Below are 22,485 nucleotides of genomic sequence, written 5' to 3' on the forward strand. Positions count from 1 at the left end.
GAGTGGAGGTGCACCTCCACTTTACCAAATCCGGAGAGGCCCCCTCATGCCCCGCTCCTCCACGCGGCTCACCTTCGTCGTCCTCGCGACCGGTGCCGCCGTGTTCTCCATGCTCCAGTCGCTGATCGCGCCGGCCCTGCCGACCGTCCAGCAGGCCCTGCACGCCTCGCAGTCCACCGCGACCTGGGTGATGACCGCCTATCTGCTGTCCGCCTCGGTGTTCACCCCGATCCTCGGCCGCGTCGGCGACCTCGTCGGCAAGAAACGTACCCTCGTCGCCGTCCTGTTCGTGGTCGCGCTCGGCTGTCTGCTCGCCGCGCTGGCGCCGAACATCGGCGTCCTGATCGTCGCCCGGGTCGTCCAGGGCGTCGGCGGCGCCCTGTTCCCGCTGTCCTTCGGGATCATCCGGGACGAGTTCGCCCCCGGCGAGGTCGCCCGCAGCATCAGCAACCTCTCCGCCGTGATCGCCGCGGGCGGCGGCGTCGGCATCGTCGCGGCCGGACCCATCGTCAGCGCCCTTGACTACCGCTGGCTGTTCTGGATCCCGGTCGCTGTGGTCGCCGTGACCACGCTGATCGCCCTGCGCCATGTCCCGGAGTCGGCCACCCGGGCCCGGGGGAGTGTCAACTGGCTCGGTGCCGTCCTGCTCTCCGCCTGGCTCGTCGCGCTGCTGCTGCCGATCAGCCAGGCGAGCGTGTGGGGCTGGGGCTCGGCCCGGGTGCTCGGCCTGTTCGCCGCCGCGCTCGTGCTGTTCGCCCTGTGGCTCTCCTCGGAGGCCCGCTCCCGCAGCCCGCTGATCGACCTGAAGGTGATGCGGCTGCCCGCTGTATGGACCACCAACACCGCGGCCCTGCTGTTCGGCGCGGGCATGTACGCGATCTGGTCCTTCCTCCCGGGCTTCGTGCAGACCCCGAGCTCGGCCGGGTACGGCTTCGGCGCCAGCGTCACCGAGTCCGGGCTGCTCATGCTGCCGATGCTGGTGGCGATGTTCCTCTCCGGTGTGCTCGGCGGCCGCCTCCAGCCGGTCGTCGGTGCCAAGGCACTGCTCACCTCCGGCGCCGCGCTCGGCGCACTGGCCTGCGCCTTCCTCGCCCTCTGGCACGACGAGCGGTGGCAAGTGGGCTTCGTCGCGGGTGTGTTCGGCCTTGGCATCGGACTCGCCTTCGCCTCCATGGCCAACCTCATCGTGGGCAGCGTGCCGCCGGACCAGACCGGCGCCGCGACCGGCATGAACGCCAACATCCGCACCATCGGCGGCTCCATCGGCGCCGCGGTGATGAGCGTCCTGGTCACCAGCGGCCTCCAGCCGTCCGGCCTGCCCCGGGCCGACGGCTACACCCACGGCTTCGCCCTGCTCGCGGTGCTCTGCCTGGGCGCCGCCCTGGCCGCGCTGCTCGTCCCGGCCGGCCGCCCCGGCCGCCGGTCCGTCCCGGCCCCGCAACAGGCGCGCACACCCGAGAAGACAGGAGCATCCGGTCGCATACGGTAAGGTTTACCTGCGCGTTCTCGCGGGTTCACCGCGGGAAGGGCGCACCGGGACGTGGCGCAGCTTGGTAGCGCACTTGACTGGGGGTCAAGGGGTCGCAGGTTCAAATCCTGTCGTCCCGACTTTGCGAAGTCGTCGGCCAGGGGCCGTTTCAGAACATCTGAAACGGCCCCTGGCCCTTTCGCGTCCGCCGCTGACGGGCGGGTCGATGTCAGGGCGTCACGGGGTCGTCAGCCCCGAGGTGGGGCGGGCTGGACCAGGCCGGTGTGCGTGAGCGGTCCGCCAGTCCTCAGGGCACCGCACGCCGGCCCCGTCGGCCCGGTGCCCGTCCGCCTCCGTGACCGTCACCGGCAAGGGTTCCGCCCCAGGTTCGGCGACGCGCTGGGCCGAGGTCGCCGTGCAGACGATCTGAGCCACAGCGAGGCCGCTCAACCCGCCCGCCGCGCGGGACAGCTCGACGGTGATCCCGTCCCCCCGCTCGACCACCGTCACGAAGTCGTCCGGGGCGGCCTCCTGTGCCCCGTCCGGCGTCGGGGGCAGACTCCACATGCCCGTCCACGGAGGCAGCGCCGTCCTGATCCGCTTGCTCCGCTCCAGCTCGTTCGGCCCCTGGAAGAGCGCCTCCAGGGCCTGCCTCACGTCGATCGGCGCCGAGATCGGGCGGGGGACGCTCAGCAGCGCGCCGTCCGCCACGAAGTAGACCCGGACCGTCGGCACCATCCCGCTGGCGGGGCCGCCCGCCTCCACCACCCCGGTCGTGGGGATGCCGCAGGAGGTGGTGAGCGCGCACAGGGCCGCGAGGAACCGCAGGCGTCTCATGACGGGCTCTCCGGGCTCGACTCGTCGCCGGGCAGGGGAAGTCGTACGGTGAAGGCGGCGCCGCCGCCGGGCCGGTTCGCCGCGTGCACGGTGCCGCCGTGCATCCGGACGTTCTCCGCGGTGATCGCGAGGCCCAGGCCGCTGCCCTCGGTACGGACGCGGGCGGCGTCGGACTTGTAGAACCGCTCGAAGACATGGGGCAGTACGTCCTCGGGGATGCCGGAGCCCCGGTCGAGCACCTCGATCACCGCGAGCCGCTCCCCGCCCTCGAACAGCCGGAGCCGTACCGGACGTTCGCCGTGCCGCAGGGCGTTGCCGACCAGGTTGGCGACCACGACGTCCAGGCGGCGCGGGTCGACCCGGCCGCGCAGGGCGCCGGGCGGCGGCAGTTCGCACTCCACGAGGCCGGACCAGGCGCGGGCCGCGAGGGTGCGGCGCAGCGACTCGGCGAGGTCGATCTCGTCCAGGTGCAGCACCGCGGCGCCCGCGTCGAAGCGGGAGATCTCCATCAGGTCGTCCACCAGGCGGGCCAGCTTCACGGTCTCCTCGCTGATGAGGCGGACCGCGGTGGCGGTGTCCGGGTCGAGGCGCGCGGCCTCCTCGTCCAGCACGTCGGTGACCGCCGCCATGGCGGCCAGCGGGGTGCGCAGTTCGTGCGACACGTCGGCCGCGAATCTCCGGGCCCTGGCCTCCATGCCGCGCAGTTCGGCGACGGAGGCCTCCAGGGCGGCGGCCGTCTCGTTGAACGTGTGCGACAGATCGGCGAGTTCGTCGGAGCCGTCGACCGCCAGCCGGGTGTCGAGGCGCCCCTCGGCGATGCGCCGGGTGGCGTGGCGCAGCGCCCGCACCGGCCGCAGCACTCCGCGTGCGGCGAGCAGCGCGAGCAGGACGGCGAGCGCGAGGGCGGGCACGGTGGCCCGCTCGACGGCGGTGACCAGGGCGCCGACGTAGGCCCGCTCGGTGGTCTGCGGCACGGTGAGGAAGACCCGGACCCCGGAGGCGTACGCGCCCCCGTCGGAGGAGGTGAAGGTGACCGACATGCCGACGACGAGGGCGGTGTGCTCGCCGCTGTCCACCCGCTGGAACACCGTGGCCAGGCTGGAGCCGACGGACGCCCGCAGGTCGGGGGTGAGTTCCTCGAAGGTCTCCTCCGGGACGGAGGCGCCGCTGAGTTCGCCGTAGGTGACGAGCACCCGCCAGGTACCGGAGGGGTCGGCGCGGGCGATCTCCGTGGCGAACCGGACCAGTTCGTCCTCGTCCGGCGGGAAGGCGAACTCCTCGGCGAGCCGGCCGACCTGGGCGCGCAGTGTCTGGATGACGGTGTCCTGGCTCTGCTGGAGGACGCCGTTGCGCGCCTCGCGGAAGGTCAGGGTGCCGGTGGCGGCGGCGGTGACCGCGGTGACCAGGGCGAAGGCCACCACCAACCGCATCCGCAGGCCGCGCGGTCGGAGGAGGCGTGGGCGCCTCACCGCGCCGCGAACCGGTAGCCGAAGCCCCGCACGGTCTGGATGTAGCGGGGCTCGCGCGGCGGCTCGCCCATCTTGGCGCGCAGCCGCTTCACGCAGGCGTCCACCAGTCGCGCGTCCCCGTGATAGCTGTGCTCCCAGACCGCCTCCAGCAACTGCTGCCGGCTGAAGACCTGGCCGGGGGAGGCCGACAGGGTGAGCAGCAGCCGCAGTTCGGACGGGGCGAGCGCGATCGGCACCCCGGCTCGGGCGACCGAGAGCCCGGCCCGGTCGACGGCCAGCTCCCCGTACGTGTCGATCTTCGGTATGCCGGTGTCGGCGGCCGCTCCCGTCGCCCGGCGCAGCACGGCCCGGATCCGGGCCTGGAGCACCCGCGCCTGCACGGGCTTGACCACGTAGTCGTCGGCCCCCGCCCCCAGGCCTACGACGATGTCCTCGTCGTCGCCCCGGGCGGTGACCATGATGATCGGCAGGGTCTGGTCGAGGGAGCGCAGCGCGCGGCAGACGTCCAGGCCGGGCATGCCGGGCAGCATCAGGTCGAGCACCACGGCGTCGGGACGGAAGGAACGCACCCGGTCGAGACCGCTCTCCCCGGTCTCCACGGCCGCGACCTCGTGCCCCTGGTGGCGCAGGGCCAGGGCGACGGCCTCCCGCACGGCACGGTCGTCTTCGATCAGCAGAACGCGTGGCATGCGCTCAGTATCCGTAGGGGATCAGTCCGTTCGGGCTTCTGTTACGGGATGATCACATAAACCTGGAAGCGGTGGCGCGTTATCGTTTCGTTATCGTTTGCGCCCGGTGCGATCACACTGCGCTCACAGCCTGGCCGGCATGACCACGAGCAGACGATCTTCATCCCGTGGCCGTCGTCGCCGGAGCGGCCCCTCGAACGGCACTCCGCGCCCGCGCAAGGGACCGCTGGTGGGAGGCCTGGCCGCGCTGGCGATCCTGGGCGCCGCCGGATTCGCGGCCGTGGACGCGACCACCTCCGGCGCGGGAGAGCAGCGTACGCAACCCGCCAAGTCCCCCCGGCCGACAACCGATTCACCCTCGACGAAGCCGTCGCCGTCGCAGGAGACCTCCGCCGAGCCCGACATCCCGGCGACCGGACCGGGGACCTTCACCACCGCGCCGGGCTCCGGGCGGAAGGCCGGACAGGGCACCGCCCTGCGCTACCGCGTCGAGATCGAGGACGGGCTCGACCTCGACCCCGCGGACGTGGCCCGGCAGGTGGACCGGATCCTGGCCGACCCGCGCGGCTGGACCGCCGACGGCCACTCGGCGTTCCGGCGGGTGTCGAGCGGTACGGCGGACTTCGTGGTCCGGGTCGCGACGCCCGGCACGGTGGACCGGATCTGCGGACAGTACGGCCTGGACACCGGCGGTGAGTACAACTGCAACGTCACCCGGCACGTGATGGTGAACCTGAAGCGCTGGCTGCTGGCAACGCCCGTCTACGCCAAGGACGTCACCGCCTACCGCGCGCTGATCATCAACCATGAGGTGGGCCACTTCCTCGGCCACGGCCATGTGGGCTGCCCGGGCCCCGGAGAGCCGGCCCCGGCGATGATGCAGCAGATCAAGGGCCTGCACGGCTGCGTGCCCAACGTCTGGCCCTACGACGAGCGGGGCCGGTACGTGACCGGCCCCGCCGTCTCCTGAACGTGCGTCAGCAGTACAGGTTGCCGCCCGGGGCGACCCCGAGGATCGACGTGAACCGCTGGTAGGCGTCCACGCGGCTCTGGACCTGCGCCGGGTTGCGGCCGTCGCACTCCAGGGAGCCGTTGATGCTGCGGATCGTCTGGCCAAAGCCGGCCTGGTTGACCATGGCGTTGTGCGGGGTCATGGTGCCAGGGCCGGACTGGGTGTTCCAGTACCACAGGCCGGTCTTCCAGGCCACGTCCGACTCGTTCTGCACCCGCCAGGGATTGCCCAGAAGGTCGATGCCCAGGGCGTCACCCGCGGCCTTGTAGTTGAAGTTCCAGGACAGCTGGATCGGGCCCCGCCCGTAGTAGGCGGCCTGTCCGGCCGGGCAGCCGTACGGGCGGCTCCAGTCGCAGTAGTGGGGGTAGTTGGCCTGGTTCTGCTCGACGATGTGGACCAGACCGCCGGTCTCGTGGTTGACGTTGGCGAGGAAGGCGGCGGCCTCCTGCCTCCTCACCGTGTCGCTGCCCGTGGTGGCGAACCCGGGGTAGGCGCTCAGCGCTGCGGTCAGCCCGCTGTAGGTGTAGAAGGAGTTCCGGTTCGGGAACATCTGGTTGAACTGGGCCTCGGACACCACGAACCCGGACGGGTTGGTGCCGCCCCCGCTCGAGGGCGCGGTCCACTTCTGGTTGGCGCCGCCCGTGCAGCTCCAGATCTGCAGCCGGGTGCCGTTGGCGCTGCTGTTGTCACGGACGTCCAGGCACTTGTTCGCGGCCGGGTTGACGATGTCCCGCGCCGAGGTGACCACCCATTGCTGGTTGGCCCCTCCGGAGCAGTCCCACAGCTGGACGGCGGCCCCGTCCGCGGTGCCGCGGTCGACCACGTCCAGGCACTTGCCGAGCGCCCGCAGGGTCCCGTCCCCGGAGTTGGACCAGATCTGGGCGCCGGTGCCATTGCAGTCGTAGAGCTGTACGGCGGTGCCGTTGGCGCTGTTCGCGCCGGCCACGTCGACGCACTTGCCGGCGAGACCGGTGATGGCGCCGGAGGCGGCCTGGGCGGGAGTCGCGGAGAACAGGGCGGCGAGCATGGCGAGGACCGTGCCGCGGCCCATGTGGCTTGAGGTAAGTGGGTTGACGCTCGCGGCCGGGAACATCACCCTCCCCCGAAGGCCATGTTCCCGGCCGCTCCCCCGGCGCCGGACAGTGGTCCGTCCGTCCGTGTGCGGTCGTACCCGTGCTGATTACCAGCACATCACCGCGGTTTCCCCCGACCCCCAGGCGGAGTACAGGCGCACACGGACGAAGTAGCGGCGGCCCTTGACGAGATGGGCCTTGATCGTGGCGTTGCCAGGTGTGCCTCCGTCGTCCTGGCCGGTGAGGTAGCGGGGTTCGCCGTCCCGTTCCTCGAAGACCACCACGACGGTGTCGCTGTCACCGAAGGTGCCCACGGTGTACTCGCGGGTCTCCGGCGGCTCGACGGTGAAGTCGGCCTGTTCCCCCGGTCCCAGACCGATCGGCGCCGAGCGGAACGGCACCAGCGCGGGCGGTTGTTCGGGACCGGTCGGCGGGTACCAGCGCAGGACGAACTCCTTGTCGGCGGCGGAGAGCGTGCCGGGCGGGTTCAGACCCGCGCGGTACTGCTCGGGCTCCAGGACGAGCCCCGCCTCGAAGGGATACTCCATGATCGACTGCGGGTCCCAGGCGGAGCCGTTGACCTCGTCCGGGTCCAGCTTGCGCAGGATGTTGAAGAACGTCGTCTCCCGGCTCCAGAAGTTCGGCGGGCCCGCGAGGTCCGCCACTACGGCCTCGTCGTCCCAGTGGAGGCCGGCGAACGGGCTCTGGTGCTCGTGCAGCATGCCCAGCGCGTGCCCGATCTCGTGCAGGGCCGTCCCGCGTTCCCCGGGCACGGTCAGGTCCCAGCCGAAGTTCATGGTCCGCTCGTTCAGGCCGACCTGGAGGGCGTCCTTGCCCACGGTCGACCAGGAACCGTCACCCAGCTGGAACCCGATCCGCAACTCCGCTTCCGAGCGGTCCGCGACCTCGGTGAACGACACCCCGATGCCGAGGTCCTGCCACTCCTGGAAGCACTCGCGCACCACGTCCCGCTGCTCCTTCGCGCCGACCCAGGACACCCGCCGGGACCCCCCGGTACCCGGTACGGGAATCACTGAGGCGTCGGCGCCCCCGTCGAAGAAGCAGTAGTGCAGGACGGTGTTGTTCACCCACATACGGCGTCCGCCGATGAGCGCGCGCTGCCGCTCGGCGGTCAGCCCCGGTGTCAGAACGGGGGCCGACTGCTGCGCGAGAGAGCAGTAGCGAGCGGTCATGCGAGAAGACTGCCGTCGCCGGGCGCCCCGCGCCTGAGTCGGGGGCTACTCAAGTCACCCTGTATCAGGGATGAGTAACCGTGCTCTGGTAGATGTGATGACATTCGAACGGGATGCGAAGACCCTGGAGCTGCCCTGGCCGTTCACCGGACGGGACAGCGAAGTCGAGCTGATCCGCAGGTCCCTGGCCGCGGGGCGGCACGGCATCGTCGTGACGGGAGCCGCGGGCTGCGGCAAGACCCGCCTCGCCGTGGAGGCCACCCGGGGCACGGACTGCGCCAAGGTGGCCGGGACCCCCGAGGCCCGCACCATCCCCTTCGCCGCCTTCGCGCACCTGCTGCCCGAGGGCGTCACCCTGCACCGGGCCGTACAACTGCTCTCCTCCGTACGGCTGTTGCTCGTCGACGACGCCCATCTCCTCGACGACGCCTCCGCCGCCCTGGTCCACCAGCTGGCCGTACAGGGCCGCACCCGGCTGCTGGTCGTCGCCACCGACGGGGTTCCGGCGCCCGGCGCGATCTCCCGGCTGTGGACCGGCGAGCTGCTGCCCCGTCTGGTCCTGGACCCGCTGTCCGCCGAGGAGACGGCCCATCTGCTCGCGGCCGAGGCGGGCGGCAGCCTGGAACCGCTCACCGTGCACCGGCTGAACCGCCTGTGCCAGGGCGATCTGCGCCTCCTGCGCGACCTGTCGGGTGCCCTGCGCGACCGCGGGATGCTCACGCAGGTCCCCGACGCGGACGCCTGGGCCTGGCGCGGTCCTGTGCCGCTGACGGCGACCGTGCGGGAGCGCGCCGCGCAGGTTCTGGACCGGGTCCGCCCGGAGGAGCGCGAGACGCTCGAACGCCTCGCCTTCGGTGAGCCCCTGACCCTGGACATGGACTCCTTCGACCTGTGGGTCCTGGAACGCCTGGAGGCCGAGGGCCTGATCCACATCGACGACCAGGGCGCCGTCCGTCTCGTCCACCCGCTGCACGGCCCGGTGCTGCGGGCCGCGGCCGGCCGGCTCCGGGCGCGGCGCCTCGCCCGCACCCCGGAGCAGTGCGCCGCGGCCCTCGACGCCGAGACCGCCGTACTGGCACGAAGTGTCCAACTGGCCGACGTACGGGCGGTGTCGGCGCCGGTGGGGGAGTGGCTGGTGGACGAAGGGGCTCCCGTCCCGGCCGGATACGCGGTCGTACGCGCCCGGTTCGCCCGGCTCTGCGGACGGCTGCGGGAGGCCGAGGCCTGGGCCAGGGAGGGGCTGCTCGGTGCGCCCGACGACCCGGGCTGCACGCACGAACTCGCCCTGGCCGCCGCCCAGTCGGGTGAGGTCACGGCCGCCGTGGACGGCCGGGACGGCTGGCCCGCCGTGGCGCGCGGGGACATCGACGCGGCCCTGGAGACGGTGGAGCCCTACGACGCCGTACGCCTCGGCGCGCCCGAACGGGCCGTCGGACGGCTCGACGGCGTCTTCGCCGAGCACGCCGAGGCGCTCGCCCGGGGCGACGGACCCGCGCTCGACCGGGCCGCCGAGGCGTTGCGGGAGCGGGGGCTGCTGCTGTACGCGGCGGAGGCGCACGCACAGGCCGTACGGGCCCACCGCGACCCCAGGGCCGCCCGCACCTCACGCACCCGGGCCGTCTCCCTCGCCCGCCGCTGCCAGGGCGCCCGCACCCCGGCCCTGTCCGGGCTGGTCCTCGGCGAACTCACCGCCCGCCAGCGCCAGATCGTCACGCTGGCCGCGGCCGGCCTGAGCAACCGTCAGATCGCCGAACGCCTCACCCTGTCCGTCCGCACGGTCGGCAACCACCTCTACAGCGCCTACGCCCGCCTGGGCGCGAGTGACCGGGGCGCGCTGCCGTGGCTCGTGGAACTCCCGGACGCGCAACCGGCGTAGACCCGCCGCCCGTCACGCCGCCCGTCACACCGCCCGTCACACCGCCCTTCACGCCGCTCCGAACGCGGTGAACGCCCACCCCGTCGCCCGGTGTGTCGCGTCCGCCGGTACGGCGGCTCGCGCGTCGCGGAGGGCCTCGGCCAGGGACAGACCCGCGCCGAGGCCCTTGTGCAGGGCGACCATCAGCGGGACGACCGCCTCGTCGTTGACGGGGGCGCTGCACGCCACCACCCCGGCCGTGCCCAGCGGCAGCAACGCCGTGACCAGGCCCAGGAGTTCGTCCGCACCCACCTGGGCGAAACGGGCCGTGTCGCAGCAGGAGAGGATGATGCGGTAGGGGCTGCGGTCGAGGCGCTCGAAGTCATGGACGATCAGCGGTCCGTCGGCCATCCGCAGCGCCGAGAACAGCGGGCTGTCCGCCCGGAAGGTGCCGTGCGCGGCGATGTGCGCGAGCGCGGCCCCGTCCAGCTCCTCCAGCACCCGCGGCACACTCGCGTCCTCGTACTCCAGCAGCGTCGGCTTGCCGCCGTACCCGTCCGCGAGTTCGGGCACCTCCGCGCCCCCCGTGGCCAGACCCGGACCGCGCACCAGCACCTGGCGGCCGCCCGGCGGCGGTTCCGTCTCCCGGGCACGCAGCCAACTGCTCGCCGAGGGCGACACGCTGACCACCCGCTCCCGCAGCGACGGCAGCAGCGCCCACGGCACGCGGTGCAGCCGCCCCGGCGGTACGACCACGACCGGGCCGTCGCCCAGCTGGTCGGCCGCCGGACCGAGCAGCAGCTCCTCCAGACGCCTGCCCGCCGCCTCCACCACGGGCAGCCTGCCCTCGGCCCCGGGGTGCGCCAGCCGCCGCAGCCCCGCCTGCACATGTTCCGCCTCGGTCTCCGCGTCGGCGAGCAGCCCGCCCTCGAACCGCCGCACCCGACCCTGCCCGCACAGCAGCACCTGCACCCGCCCGTCCACCACGACCAGTTCGACGAGCCGGGTGTCGCCGCCGAGACGGTTCAGCAGCCGCCCCGGGTCGAAGCGGTCCCCGTCGCCCGGCGCCTCCCCGCGCATGTGCAGGGTGCGCGAGCGGATCTCCCGTTCCAGACGGCGCTGTTCACGCTCCAGGGCCGGCACCGGCCGCCCCTCCATGCGCGCCGCCTCCGCGCGCGCCGCGATCTCCCGGAAGGCGGTGAGCCCGCTCTGCAGGGCGGGATCGGCGGGCGGCCGGGTCGGCGGCGCGGTCAGTACGGTCGCCCGCCACCGCTCGCTCCACACCAGCAGCCGCCGCGGCCCGCCGGAGTCCAGGCTCACCCGCTGCGCCAGCGCCGCGAGTTCGGCGCCCTGCGCGGTCGCCCGCGCCCTCAGCTCCGAGGCGCCCAGCGTCGTACGGTGGTCGTCCAGGACGTCCAGGCCGCGGCGGCACGCCTCCAGCACCCCGCGCCCCGAACCGGCGGCCCGCGCCCGCAGGGCCTGCGCCGCCCAGCCCGTCATCCGCGCCAGCGGCGGGCCCGCGTGCCGGCTGCGGGCGGCGATGCCCAAGTGCCGTTCCGCGTCCGCCCGCCAGCCCAGCTCCAGCGCGATCCGGCCCGCGAGCAGCGAGGCCTCAGGGGCGGCCGGGGCGCCGAAGGAGGCCAGCCGGTCGGCGACCCCGGCGGCGTCCGCGACCAGCCGCCCCGAGGCGCGTCCCGCGGCGAGCCGTGCCTCGATCAGCACCAGCCGGGCGTGCGTCTCCCACCAGGTGCGCCGCTGCCCGGCGAACAGCCGTACCGCCAGCGCCGCGCGGGCGATCGCGGTGTGCGGATCACCCGTGAGCCGGGCCGCCCGCGCGGCCACCAGCAGCAGCTCCGCCTTGCGCGTGGACTGTCCGCCGAGCTCGTCCAGGACGCCGATCGCCGCGTCCGCCTCGGCCAGCGCCTCCGGGGCGAGCCCGGCCGCCATCAGCACCTCGCAGCGCCGGATGTCCAGCATGAACGTCGGCGTGCCGAGCTTGGCGTACCGCTCCTCGGCCTCGTCCAGCAGCCGCAGCGCCACCGGGATGTCCCCGGCCCGGAACGCCGCGAGCCCCCGGCTCTCGACCGCGTCCGCCTTGTCGTGCTCCTGGCCCGTGGTGTCCCACAGCGCCTCGGCCGCCGTGAAGTCCGCGTCCGCCCGCTCCACCGCGCCCAGCGCCAGATGGACCGTCGCCCGCAACGTCAGCGCCCGCGCCGTCCAGATCACGTCGTCCGCCTGCCGCAGCACCGGGATCGCCCGCCGGACGTCCTCCTGCGCCTGACGGTGATGCCCGAGCACCCACCACACGTACGCCCGCCGGTACAGCACCCGCGCCCGGGTGTGCCCCGAACCGCGGGCGACTCCCTGGTCGAAGGCGGCCAGGCCCTGCCGGGTGCGCCCCGCGTGCACCAGCGCCACGCCGAGCGTGCCCAGCACGTCGGCCTCCCGCTCCGCCGAGTCCGCGCGCGCCGCGAGATCACGCGCCCGTCGCAGATGGTCCAGCGCGAGCCGCAGATCACCGAAGTCCCGCTGCCAGATACCGATCACCTGATGCGCGACGGAGGCGTGCAGCGGTGAGGGATCGGCGCCGAGCACCTCTTCCGCCCCGGCCAGAGCCTCCCCGGGCGCGGCGAACACCTTCGGCAGCAGTTCGAGAACCGAGTCGCTTCCCGCTGTCACTCAACGGATAGTAGTGCTCCGCCTTGCCGGCCACACAGGTCGGCGCTGTATCAATCGCGGGCTCCGCGACTCTGTCTGACGACCGTCGCCTCAGCGGGAGGACACGCCATGGCACCACAGCGATTCCACGAGCAGTTCGAGCAGATCCAGCGTTGCATGCCCGACGTCCCCCTGGCGATGGGTCCTGACGACTCCGCCGAGTTCTTCTACGAGAAGGGTGTCGTGCTGGCCCGGGACGGTGAGGAGGCCCGCGTCGTCGAGGACGCCGTGCGCGAGCACTTCACCGCGTTCACCGGGCTCACCGCCGACCATGTGCGCCGGGCGAGCCCGGAGACCAACCGCTCGGGCATCACCCGGATCCAGGTCGGCGACCCCGGCCACGGCGACCGGCGCGGCGACCGTGCCGTCGCCGGAGCGCTCCGGGCCCTGCGCACCGCGGAGGGCCGGGCCGGACGCCGCCTGGTCAGCCGTAACCATGTGGTGTCCATCGCCGTCAACGCCTGCCCGGGCGACGAGCCGCTGCCCGCGCCGCTCACCCAGCCGCCCAACCCGGCCGCCGCCGAGGGCCTTTACGACGCGGACACCGCCGTCGGCGTCCTCGTCATCGACACCGGGCTGATGAAGGACTACCGCTCCTACCCGCTGCTCGCGCACACCGACGGCGACGGGCAGATCAAGGAGTGCGACGACGACGGGATCCTCCAGCAGTACGTCGGACACGGCACGTTCATCGCCGGACTCGTCGCCGCCGTCGCCCCCAACACCGACATCACCGTCCGCAACACCCTCAACGACGCCGGGGCCATCCTGGAGTCCGAGTTCGGCGACAAGCTCTTCGAGGCGGTCGAGGCCGGTGGCTGGCCGGACATCCTGAGCCTCTCCGCGGGCACCTCCAACGGCCGTACCGACGGACTGCTCGGCCTGGACGCCTTCATGCGGGAACTGCGCGCGCAGCGCACCCTGTTGGTGGCCGCCGCCGGCAACAACGCCAGCGCCACCCCCTTCTGGCCCGCGGCCTACGCCGAACTGCCCGACTACGCCGACTGCGTGCTGTCGATCGGCGCGCTGCGCGGGGACGGCGAGTACGGCGCCTGCTTCTCCAACCACGGCTCCTGGGTGAAGGCCTACGCCCCCGGCGAGCGCCTCACCAGCTCCTTCACCGGCTTCGACGCGCCCGTGCCGTACGTCTACCAGCACTCCACGTACGACTCCTGCCGCTACGGCTTCGCCTACGTGTGCACCTGCCAGTCGCCGCGCCACACCGGCCTGTTGAGCGAGGAGCGGGCCGCAGCGAGCACCGGCAAGCCGGACCAGGTGATGTTCGAGGGGTTCGCGCACTGGAGCGGCACCTCCTTCGCCACCCCCGTGGTGGCCGGCATGATCGCCGCGCACATGACCGCGCACAAGGAGACCGACCCGCGCACCGCCCGCACCCAGCTGCTCGCCGCGAACACGGAGTTCGCGGAGGTGCGCGGGGCGCATGTGCCGGCGCTGCGCCCGCCCACCTGGCGCCCGGTCCCCGTCGTGCCGCTCACTCCTCCGGCATGAGGCTCGGAACCGCCCCCTCCGCGGCGTACGATGACTTGCCGTACACGAGGGGTGGGGCCGTGGAACGTGCAGAGGTCGGCGCGCTCGTCCAGTCCGCCGTCGACGGTGAGGCGGCGGCCTGGAAAGCGCTCGTGGAAGGGCTGAGCCCGCTGGTGTGGTCGGTGGTGCGCGCCCACCGGCTCTCCGACGCCGACGCGCACGAGGTGTACCAGACCGTCTGGTTCCGCTTCGCCCAGCATCTGGGGCGGATCCGGGAGCCGGAGAAGGCCGGGTCCTGGCTCGCCAGCACCGCCCGGCACGAGAGCCTGAAGGTCCTCAAGAGCTCCCGGCGGCTGACGCCGACCGACGACCCGCAACTGCTGGACCGGGTCAGCGAGGACCGTACGCCCGAGGAGTCGCTGCTGGACTCCGAGGAGGCGGCCGCGCAGAGCGAGCGCGTCCGGCGGCTGTGGCAGGAGTTCGAGGAACTCGGCGAACGCTGCCGCGAGTTGCTGCGCGTGCTGATGTCCACACCACCGCCCAGCTACCAGGAGGTGTCCGCGGCACTGGGCATCGCCGTGGGCAGCATCGGGCCGCTGCGTCAGCGCTGTCTGCGCCGCCTGAGGGCCCGACTCGACGCACGGGGAGCGCTGTGAACGAGGAAGAGTTCGACGAGCGGGGCCTCGACGAAGGGGGCCTCGGCGACGGGGGTTTAGGCGACGGGGGTTTCGACGACGCCCTGCTGGAGGAGGAGCTGAGGCGGGCCGCCGCGATCCTGGACCCGGTCCCGGCGGAGCTGAGCCGGATCGCCGTCGACGCCTACGCGCTGCACGACCTCGACGCCCGGATCGCCGAGCTGACCTTCGACTCGGTGGTGGACGCCATCCCGGTCCGGGGTGCCACCGACGTGCCGCGGATGCTGACCTTCCGCGCGGGGGAGGTCACCGTGGACGTCGAGGTGACCGGGCACGGCCTGATGGGGCAGGTGCTGCCGCCCCAGCCGGCCCGGATCGAGGTGCTCAGCGGCCCTCAGGCGGCGGCGCCGCTCACGGCGGACGCCATGGGCCGCTTCGTCAGTGACGCCCCGCCCGCGGGTCCGTTCGCACTCCGGCTGCGGACCGGCGGGGAGGTGGTCGTCACGGAGTGGCTGCGCGCCTGACTCACCAGGCGCAGGGCAGGGACTGCGGACCCCGGATCATGGTCCTACGGCGCCACGGCACCTCCTCGGGTGCCACCGCGAGCCGCAGTCCCGGCAGCCGCTCCAGCAGCGTGTCCAGCAGCAGCTCGGTCTGGAGCCGGGCGAGCACCGCGCCGGTGCAGTAGTGCGAGCCGTTGCCGAAGGCCAGATGCGGCGGTGCCGCGCGGTCCGGGTCGATCCGGTCCGGCTCGGCGAAGGCCTCGGGATCGCGGTTGGCGGCCAGGTAGGACACGTACACCGCATCCCCTGCGCGGATGCGGAACCCGTGCAGGTCGACGTCCTCCAGGGCGATCCGGGCGAGGCCCACGCTGCTGCGGTGCGGGATGAAGCGCAGCAGCTCGTCGAGGAGCACGCCCCGCTCCTCGGGCCGCCCGCGCATCCGTTCCAGCAGCTCCGGGCGGGTGAGCAGCAGATACAGCATCTGACCGCAGTTGTGGGTGACGGCCTCGCCGCCGATCTGCAGGGGACCGGCGAGGCCGACCGCCTCGGTCTCGCTGATCTCACCGCGGTGCACGGCGGACCCCAGCAGCGAGTACACGTCGTCCCCGGGGCTCGTGGCGCGGGCCCGGATGGTGTCGGCGATCCACCCGTACATCCCGTTCTTGGCCCGCTCGGCGTCCTCGGCGCCGGTGGTGGAGATGATGGTCCGGGTCCAGGAGTGCACCTGGGCGCGGTCGGCGGCCGGTACGCCCATGACCTCGCTGACCACGGCGATGGGGAACGGCTCCAGCACTCGCTCGACGAGGTCGGCGGGCGGACCGTCGCGTACGACGCCGTCGACCAGTTCGTCCAGCATGCGCTGCGCGTGCGGGCGCAGCCGCTTCATCGCGCCGACGGTGAAGGCGCCGGCCACCGGCTTGCGCAGCCGGTTGTGGTCGGGCTGGTCGGCGAAGGCCAGCGAGCCGGGGCGGGGCTTGAAGTGCGGGGCCATCCGGGTCACCTGACGGGTGGTGACCTCCGCCCGGCTGAACCGCGGGTCGTTGGTGATCGCCTTGACGTCGTCGTAGCGGGTGGCCAGCCAGGCCCAGCCCTCGCCGAACGGCAGCCGGATGCGGGTGAGCGGGCCCTCGCGCATGAGTTCGGCGAGGACCGGGTCGAAGTCGGTGCCGTCGACGTCCATGGCGGGCCAGTCCCGTACGGGGGGAGGCGCCTGCCCGGTGAGCGTGGTGGTCTCCTCAGTCATGCCCTCAACCCTCGGCCCCGCCCGCCCGGCTGTCGCCCGGAAGTGCTCCAGGCGGTGGTCGTTGGGGTGGGTTCTGGACGTCTCGACCCGTGGCGGCGGCGCCGGCGGGGTCCCGCCCGACGGAGTTCACCCGGGCAGGGCGTCGACCAGCCGGGCGAGGGCGGAGGCGAGCCGGGGGAGCCCGGCCCCGGCGGGCCCGCCGGGTTCCGCCATGTACGTGTCCCGCCGGATCTCCACCATCAGCGCGCTGACCCGCGGGTCGGCCCCGTAGAACTCCAGCGGTACGTACGTCCCGCCGAAGGGACTGTCGAGTCCGACGTCCCCGCACTCCGCGAACGCCTCCCGGGCCGCCGCGAGCAGCCCCGGGGGCGTGTGGAAGGAGTCGGTCCCGAGACAGACCGCCGGCCGGGGCCCGTCCCCGTGCAGCTCATAGGGCAGAGGCCGGCTCGGATAGGAGTGCACGTCGATGATCACGGCCCGCCCGGTCGCGGCGAGCCGCCCGGCCACGGCATCGCTCATCGCCCGCGCGTACGGCCGGAAGTACCGGTCGAGCAGCGGCTCGGGATCTCCGTCGTCCTCCCGCAGCACGTCCTTGTGCGTGGTCCGCGTGTAGACGGCGCCCATGCCGACGGCGAGCATCTCCTCCCGCTCGTCGGGAAACCGCTCCGGGTCCACGACCAGCCGGGACAGCCGGTTGGCGAACACCCAGGGCGTGACCGCGCACGCCTCGGCCGCCGCGTCGGCGATCCGCGCGGTGTGCGCGTCGGTGATGTGATCGAGCTCCCGCTCGAGCGCCGCGTCGTCGAGCACGATCCCGCTCCGCACCTCGTCCGGGATCTCGCGTGCGGAGTGCGGGACATGGAGGACGACGGGGGAGTGCTCGGCGCCGGGGGTGAGGGCGAAGTTCATGGGTGGGCTCCTGTGTCTACTGTCCCACCCGGCCGTCGATCCGTTCGCGCAGCAGGTCGGCGTGGCCGCAGTGGCGGGCGTACTCCTCGATGCGGTGCACCCACAGTTCGCGCAGCGAGTTGTCGTCCTCGCCCACCCGGGTGGCCGGGTCCGGATACGCGGCGAACACCGCGTCGGTGGCCGCCTGTTCCCGGGCGAGGTCGGCGAACGCGCCGTCCACCAGCGCCTGTTCCGCGACGGCCCCCTCGAAGTCGGCGTCCCGCTTGCCGTACAGCTTCGGTTCCGGCTCGCCCGGCACGATCCAGTTGCGCCAGTCCCGCTCCACCTCGGCGAGATGGCGGAGCAGACCGAGCAGGGACATGGTGGACGGCGGCACCGAGCGGCGCGCCAGCTGCTCCGGGTCCAGGCCCTGGCACTTCATCTCCAGCGTCAGCCGGAAGTCGCGCAGCACGCTCCGGTACGTCGCGAGCTCTCCTTCCGGGCCGGGTCCGTCGTTGTCGCGGGGATCCTCGCCGGGGTCCGCCCACATGTCCGGGTAGACGCTTGCCTGAGTCCAGCGCTCGGGTACGTCGCTCATTGCGCTCACGATGCTGTCGAGGGGGGCGGGCGCGCAAGCGATTTACGCGCCCTCCAGGGCCCAGCGGTTGAGCGTCCGGGTGCCGTCGTCGTACGTGAGCCAGGTCCCGTCGCCGAGGGGACACACGTAGCTGTCCACCGGCCCGGCGGGATAGGTGATCGTCCCGCGTGTCTCCAGGGTCCCGGCGTCCAGGAGCCAGTGCCGGGCTCGCTCCGGGTCCTCGTCGTACTCGAGCGTCGACGCGATGACGGTGCCGCCGTCGAGGAAGCCGCAGCCGTAGTCCCAGCCGTCTGCGTCCTCGGGCTCCGCCTCCGCGAGCACGGTGCCGTCCAGGGCGTGCAGCCGCAGGTCCGCTCCGTAGTGCTCGACGGTCAGGAAGCCGGGACGGTCCGCGTGCACGTCCGTCAGGATGCGGTCCGTGCTCCCGTCGTTGTCCCAGCTGGTCAGCCGTTCGCCGTCCCAGCGCGCCCAGTGGACCAGGACGCCGTCCTGCCCCATGCCGATGCACAGGCCCATGTGGGCACCGTCGGGGTGGGAGACCTGGTGCGAACCGGCCGCCGCGCTGTCCAGGGGCAACCGGGCCAACTCCCGTCCGTCCGCGGCGTCGAGGACGACCCAGCACTCCTCCCAGGAGCCTTCCTCCGGTTCGAGCACGACATGGGCCCAGACCAGCCGGCCGTCGTCGGACACCCGGCACGACCCGTGCTCCGGGCCGCGGCAGACCTCCTGCTCGTCGCCCGAGTGCGGGTGCCCGATCTCGGGGCCCCAGCAGCCGTGCCGGTACTCCCACAGCGTGCGGCCCCCCGCCCCCACGGCCCGGACCGCCCGCTGCCCCGAGAACACCGCGAACTCCCCGTCGGGGCTGACCGAATGGACCCCCCGGTCCCACCCCGGCCAGGGCAGCTGGAACACGGCGGTGGGCGCCGACTCCCCCTCGAAGACCTCGTACAGGTCGTACACCTCTAGCTCATGGCCCTGCCGCAACAGCGCACGCCGCGAACCGTCCCCACGGCTCTCCAGGGCGAACCCGTTGACCAGGGCCCGCCCACCCGGCAGCTTCACCGAGTCGCGCAGTTGTGCGGTGATCGACATGCCTCAGAAGGTAGCGGAGGCCACTGACAACACCCTCCGGCCGGGCATGTAGGACAGAAAGCGGCCTAGTGCGTCGATAGCGTCATCGATGACCGTCGTCCTCAGCGAAGGAGCCATCATGTCCGAGCGGAGCCGTACCGCGCCCGAGGGTTACACCACCGTCGCGCCCTGGGTCGTCACCGATGACACGGGGGCCTTCCTCGACTTCGTCGCCGAGGCGTTCGAGGGCGAGGAGCTGGCTCGGGTGGTGACCGAGGACGGGCTCGTCGGGCACGGGGAGATCCGGGTCGGGGACACCGTCGTCCTGGCCTTCGACCGCCGGCCCGAGTGGCCCGTCATGCCGAGCCTGCTGCAGGTGTTCGTCGCCGACGCGGACGCCGCGTTCGCGCGGGCCGTCGCGGCCGGCGCGCAAGTCGTCACCGAACTGTCGGACAGCGCCTTCGGACAGCGCGGAGGGCGGGTCAAGGACCCCTTCGGGAACATCTGGTGGGTGATCAGCCACGTCGAGGACGTGCCCGAGGAAGAGATGTGGAAGCGGCTTCAGGAGCCCGTCTACGCCGAGGGCATGCGCGTCGCCCAGGAGACCCTCGACGCCGAGCTCAGCGGCCGGAGCCAGGGGCGCAGCAGCGCGCCGGTCCGGAACACCTGACCGCTGAGCCTCATCGGCTGGGTCAGTTCAGCGGGGCCGGCTTGGGGGTGCCGTAGAACGTGATCGGCGGCCAGCCCTTGGCCGCGGCCAGTTCGTTGAGGGCCTCGGCGATCTCGGTGGGGCTGACGGCGGAGGCCGCCGGGGTCTCGTGGTTCTGCACCCGGAACTCGATCTCGACCTCCATGTTCGTCTCGTACTCGCCGGCCTTCCAGGTACGGCCCTTGAAGAACGTGTGCGGGTCGAACTCGGTCGCCACCGCCTCGGCCTGTGCCTCCGCGTCCGCCTCCGCCGCGGAAGCGGGCTGTGCCGACGCAGCGCTGCCGAGCACCGCGCCCGCCGCCGTGGTACCGGAATAGCCGAGCAGGGCGCGCCTGGACATGCTGGACATGGGTCCCCTCCCTCTGCGGCCGTACGGGTGTCTCCCGTGGCCGCGGGAGTGATCGTAAGCATGATCCACAGCGGTTCGGGGCTGAACGAGATCGTCCGGAAAAGGCCGGAGGGCCGGCCCCTGACGGGGCCGGCCCTCCGGATGAGCTCAACGGGTCAGCTCAGGGACGCGAGCGCCTCGTTCCAGGTCGCCGACGGGCGCATGACCTTGGCGGCCTTCGCCGGGTCGGGCTGGTAGTAGCCGCCGATCTCGGCCGCGGAGCCCTGCACCGCGTTCAGCTCCTCGACGATTCGCTGCTCGTTCGCCGTGAGCGTCTCCGCGATCGCGGCGAAGGCCTTGGCCAGCTCCGCGTCGTCGGTCTGCTTGGCCAGCTCCTGCGCCCAGTACAGGGACAGGTAGAAGTGGCTGCCGCGGTTGTCGATGCCGCCGACGCGACGGGTCGGGGACTTGTCCTCGTTGAGGAAGGTCGCCGTGGCGCGGTCGAGTGCGTCGGCGAGGACCTGGGCGCGCGCGTTGCCCGTGGTCTTCGCGTACTGCTCCAGGGACGGCACCAGCGCGAAGAACTCACCGAGCGAGTCCCAGCGCAGGTAGTTCTCCTTGACCAGCTGCTGGACGTGCTTCGGCGCGCTGCCGCCGGCGCCGGTCTCGAACAGGCCGCCGCCCGCCATCAGCGGGACGACCGACAGCATCTTGGCGCTGGTGCCCAGCTCCAGGATGGGGAAGAGGTCGGTCAGGTAGTCACGCAGCACGTTGCCGGTGACGGAGATGGTGTTCTCGCCGCGGCGGATGCGCTCCACCGACAGCTTGGTGGCCTCGACCGGGGCCAGGATGCGGATGTCCAGGCCGTCGGTGTCGTGCTCGGGCAGATACGCGTTGACCTTGGCGATCAGGTTGGCGTCGTGCGCGCGGGTCTCGTCCAGCCAGAACACGGCCGGGTCGCCGGTGGCGCGGGCGCGGGTGACGGCCAGCTTCACCCAGTCCTTGATCGGCGCGTCCTTGGTCTGGCAGGCGCGGAAGATGTCACCGGCGGACACGGCCTGCTCGATGACGGCGTCGCCGTTCTGGTCGACCAGGCGGACGGTGCCGGTGACCGGGATCTCGAAGGTCTTGTCGTGGGAGCCGTACTCCTCGGCCTTCTGCGCCATCAGACCGACGTTCGGGACGGAGCCCATGGTCGACGGGTCGTAGGCGCCGTTGGCGCGGCAGTCGTCGAGGACGACCTGGTAGACACCGGCGTACGACGAGTCCGGCAGCACCGCGATGGTGTCGGCCTCCTGGCCGTCCGGGCCCCACATGTGGCCGGAGGTGCGGATCATGGCCGGCATCGAGGCGTCGACGATCACGTCGGACGGCACGTGCAGGTTGGTGATGCCCTTGTCGGAGTCGACCATCGCCAGGGCCGGGCCCTCGGCGAGCTCGGCGTCGAAGGAGGCCTTGATCTCGGCGCCCTCGGGCAGGGCCTCCAGGCCCTTGTAGATACCGCCCAGACCGTCGTTCGGGGTCAGACCGGCGCCGGCGAGGACCTCGCCGTACTTCGCGAAGGTCTTCGGGAAGAAGGCGCGGACGACGTGGCCGAAGATGATCGGGTCGGAGACCTTCATCATCGTGGCCTTCAGGTGCACGGAGAACAGCACGCCCTCGGCCTTGGCCCGGGCGACCTGCGCGGTCAGGAACTCGCGCAGCGCGGCGACGCGCATCACGGAGGCGTCGACGACCTCGCCCGCGAGGACCGGTACGGACTCGCGCAGCACGGTGGTGGAACCGTCGTCGCCCTTGAGCTCGATGCGCAGCGAACCGGCCTCGGAGATCACGACGGACTTCTCGGTGGAGCGGAAGTCGTCGACGCCCATCGTGGCCACGTTCGTCTTGGAGTCGGAGCTCCAGGCGCCCATGCGGTGCGGGTGGGTCTTGGCGTAGTTCTTGACCGAGGCGGGGGCGCGGCGGTCGGAGTTGCCCTCACGCAGGACCGGGTTCACGGCGGAGCCCTTGACCTTGTCGTAGCGGGCCTGGATGTCCCGCTCCTCGTCGGTCTTCGGGTCGTCCGGGTAGTTCGGCAGCGCGTAGCCCTGGCTCTGCAGCTCGGCGACGGCGGCCTTGAGCTGCGGGATCGACGCCGAGATGTTCGGCAGCTTGATGATGTTGGCCGCGGGCGTCTTGGCGAGCTCACCGAGCTCGGCCAGGGCGTCCGGGATGCGCTGGTCCTCGGTGAGGTACTCCGGGAACACCGCGATGATGCGGCCGGCCAGCGAGATGTCCCGCGTCTCCACGGCGACACCCGCGCGCGAGGCGTACGCCTGGACCACCGGCAGGAAGGAATACGTCGCCAGGGCCGGGGCCTCGTCAGTGTGCGTATAGATGATGGTCGAGTCAGTCACCGGGTGCTCCGCTCCACGTCTGCAACATTGCTCGACATCAAGATATCTCGTGATCGCCCCCGACTCGACAGGGGTCCGCACCCGACTTCGGCAAGGTCCGCCCCGACTCGACCGGCCTCCGTACCTCCCGCGACCGGAGCGCGGTACGGCTCGATGCGGCGCCGAGCTTGGCTGGACCGGGGTGCGCCGCGACTCGACGGGGTGCAGCGCCCGGCTGCACCGGTGTCCGCCCTGACCCCTGCCCGCCGACGGCCGAAGCTCCCACTCAGCACGCGTGCGGTGCGAGGTTTGGACAACGGCCGCCCCTGGAGC

19 protein-coding genes and 1 tRNA gene are annotated in these 22,485 nt (G+C 72.6%); 8 read left to right on the forward strand and 12 right to left on the reverse strand.

Translation table 11 applies throughout. The annotated features are described in order from the left end of the window. Nucleotides 1-46: 46 nt before the first annotated feature. Both AC068Z_RS17125 and AC068Z_RS17130 read left to right on the forward strand, forming a co-directional pair. The gene (locus tag AC068Z_RS17125) at nt 47-1,489 is read left to right on the forward strand and encodes an MFS transporter (protein ID WP_478555935.1); all 1,443 of its coding nucleotides are present in this window, start codon (nt 47-49) and stop codon (nt 1,487-1,489) included. A gap of 45 nt (nt 1,490-1,534) precedes the next feature. Then, nucleotides 1,535-1,608 (forward strand) — tRNA-Pro (locus tag AC068Z_RS17130). A gap of 97 nt (nt 1,609-1,705) precedes the next feature. Here the strand turns inward: AC068Z_RS17130 and AC068Z_RS17135 are convergent. The 3 genes from AC068Z_RS17135 to AC068Z_RS17145 are packed head-to-tail and all read right to left on the reverse strand — an operon-like array spanning nt 1,706 to nt 4,463. Continuing rightward, nucleotides 1,706-2,305, reverse strand: a complete 600-nt coding sequence (locus tag AC068Z_RS17135; protein ID WP_478555937.1) for a GerMN domain-containing protein — start codon at nt 2,303-2,305, stop codon at nt 1,706-1,708. Beyond that, entirely contained in the window at nt 2,302-3,735 is a 1,434-nt protein-coding gene (locus tag AC068Z_RS17140; RefSeq protein WP_478556352.1) for a sensor histidine kinase, read from the reverse strand. Before AC068Z_RS17140 ends, AC068Z_RS17135 begins: the two co-directional genes overlap by 4 nt. Nucleotides 3,736-3,770: 35 nt before the next feature. Further along, nucleotides 3,771-4,463, reverse strand: a complete 693-nt coding sequence (locus tag AC068Z_RS17145; RefSeq protein ID WP_478555939.1) for a response regulator — start codon at nt 4,461-4,463, stop codon at nt 3,771-3,773. Nucleotides 4,464-4,692: 229 nt separating this feature from the next. Between AC068Z_RS17145 and AC068Z_RS17150 the strand changes: the two genes are divergently transcribed. Further along, nucleotides 4,693-5,433: a DUF3152 domain-containing protein gene (locus AC068Z_RS17150; RefSeq protein WP_478555941.1), complete on the forward strand. Its 741-nt coding sequence runs from the start codon at nt 4,693-4,695 to the stop codon at nt 5,431-5,433. 7 nt (nt 5,434-5,440) lie between these two features. Here the strand turns inward: AC068Z_RS17150 and AC068Z_RS17155 are convergent, their stop codons facing one another. Further along, nucleotides 5,441-6,526: a glycoside hydrolase family 19 protein gene (locus AC068Z_RS17155; RefSeq protein WP_478555943.1), complete on the reverse strand. Its 1,086-nt coding sequence runs from the start codon at nt 6,524-6,526 to the stop codon at nt 5,441-5,443. A gap of 129 nt (nt 6,527-6,655) precedes the next feature. Beyond that, entirely contained in the window at nt 6,656-7,741 is a 1,086-nt protein-coding gene (absR1, locus tag AC068Z_RS17160) for a beta-glucuronidase AbsR1 (protein ID WP_478555945.1), read from the reverse strand. Between the two features lie 97 nt (nt 7,742-7,838). Here absR1 and AC068Z_RS17165 point away from each other — a divergent pair, with 97 nt between their 5' ends. Beyond that, complete coding sequence (locus tag AC068Z_RS17165; protein WP_478555947.1) at nt 7,839-9,617, forward strand: LuxR family transcriptional regulator AbsR2; 1,779 nt, start codon at nt 7,839-7,841, stop codon at nt 9,615-9,617. Nucleotides 9,618-9,665: 48 nt separating this feature from the next. On the opposite strand, the gene AC068Z_RS17170 is transcribed toward AC068Z_RS17165, so the two are convergent. Then, nucleotides 9,666-12,275: a CHAT domain-containing protein gene (locus AC068Z_RS17170; RefSeq protein WP_478555949.1), complete on the reverse strand. Its 2,610-nt coding sequence runs from the start codon at nt 12,273-12,275 to the stop codon at nt 9,666-9,668. A 108-nt stretch (nt 12,276-12,383) separates the two neighbouring features. On the opposite strand from AC068Z_RS17170, the gene AC068Z_RS17175 reads away from it, so the two are divergent. From AC068Z_RS17175 to AC068Z_RS17185, 3 genes are read left to right on the forward strand one after another with little or no spacing between them, the layout of a single operon-like run. Continuing rightward, the gene (locus tag AC068Z_RS17175) at nt 12,384-13,823 is read left to right on the forward strand and encodes a S8/S53 family peptidase (protein ID WP_478555951.1); all 1,440 of its coding nucleotides are present in this window, start codon (nt 12,384-12,386) and stop codon (nt 13,821-13,823) included. Further along, a complete protein-coding gene (locus AC068Z_RS17180) occupies nt 13,820-14,458 on the forward strand; it encodes an RNA polymerase sigma factor (protein ID WP_478555953.1) in 639 nt (212 codons plus the stop codon). The genes AC068Z_RS17175 and AC068Z_RS17180 overlap by 4 nt, the downstream gene beginning before the upstream one ends. Beyond that, nucleotides 14,455-14,961, forward strand: a complete 507-nt coding sequence (locus AC068Z_RS17185; protein ID WP_478555955.1) for a hypothetical protein — start codon at nt 14,455-14,457, stop codon at nt 14,959-14,961. Before AC068Z_RS17180 ends, AC068Z_RS17185 begins: the two co-directional genes overlap by 4 nt. A 1-nt stretch (nt 14,962) precedes the next feature. On the opposite strand, the gene AC068Z_RS17190 is transcribed toward AC068Z_RS17185, so the two are convergent. The 4 genes from AC068Z_RS17190 to AC068Z_RS17205 form a co-directional block, all read right to left on the reverse strand. Next, complete coding sequence (locus tag AC068Z_RS17190) at nt 14,963-16,183, reverse strand: cytochrome P450 (RefSeq protein WP_478555957.1); 1,221 nt, start codon at nt 16,181-16,183, stop codon at nt 14,963-14,965. A 126-nt stretch (nt 16,184-16,309) separates the two neighbouring features. Then, the gene (locus AC068Z_RS17195; protein ID WP_478555959.1) at nt 16,310-17,092 is read right to left on the reverse strand and encodes an N-formylglutamate amidohydrolase; all 783 of its coding nucleotides are present in this window, start codon (nt 17,090-17,092) and stop codon (nt 16,310-16,312) included. Between the two features lie 16 nt (nt 17,093-17,108). After that, entirely contained in the window at nt 17,109-17,669 is a 561-nt protein-coding gene (locus AC068Z_RS17200) for a DinB family protein (RefSeq protein ID WP_478555961.1), read from the reverse strand. A 42-nt stretch (nt 17,670-17,711) separates the two neighbouring features. Beyond that, the gene (locus AC068Z_RS17205; protein ID WP_478555963.1) at nt 17,712-18,761 is read right to left on the reverse strand and encodes a hypothetical protein; all 1,050 of its coding nucleotides are present in this window, start codon (nt 18,759-18,761) and stop codon (nt 17,712-17,714) included. A 118-nt stretch (nt 18,762-18,879) separates the two neighbouring features. On the opposite strand from AC068Z_RS17205, the gene AC068Z_RS17210 reads away from it, so the two are divergent. Further along, nucleotides 18,880-19,410: a VOC family protein gene (locus AC068Z_RS17210; protein WP_478555965.1), complete on the forward strand. Its 531-nt coding sequence runs from the start codon at nt 18,880-18,882 to the stop codon at nt 19,408-19,410. A 22-nt stretch (nt 19,411-19,432) separates the two neighbouring features. Here AC068Z_RS17210 and AC068Z_RS17215 read toward each other — a convergent pair whose 3' ends face one another. Both AC068Z_RS17215 and AC068Z_RS17220 read right to left on the reverse strand, forming a co-directional pair. After that, entirely contained in the window at nt 19,433-19,798 is a 366-nt protein-coding gene (locus tag AC068Z_RS17215; protein ID WP_478555967.1) for a hypothetical protein, read from the reverse strand. A gap of 155 nt (nt 19,799-19,953) precedes the next feature. Continuing rightward, nucleotides 19,954-22,173, reverse strand: a complete 2,220-nt coding sequence (locus tag AC068Z_RS17220; RefSeq protein WP_478555969.1) for an NADP-dependent isocitrate dehydrogenase — start codon at nt 22,171-22,173, stop codon at nt 19,954-19,956. Between the last annotated feature and the right edge of the window lie 312 nt (nt 22,174-22,485).

Source organism: Streptomyces sp. NPDC043726, from assembly GCF_056436565.1.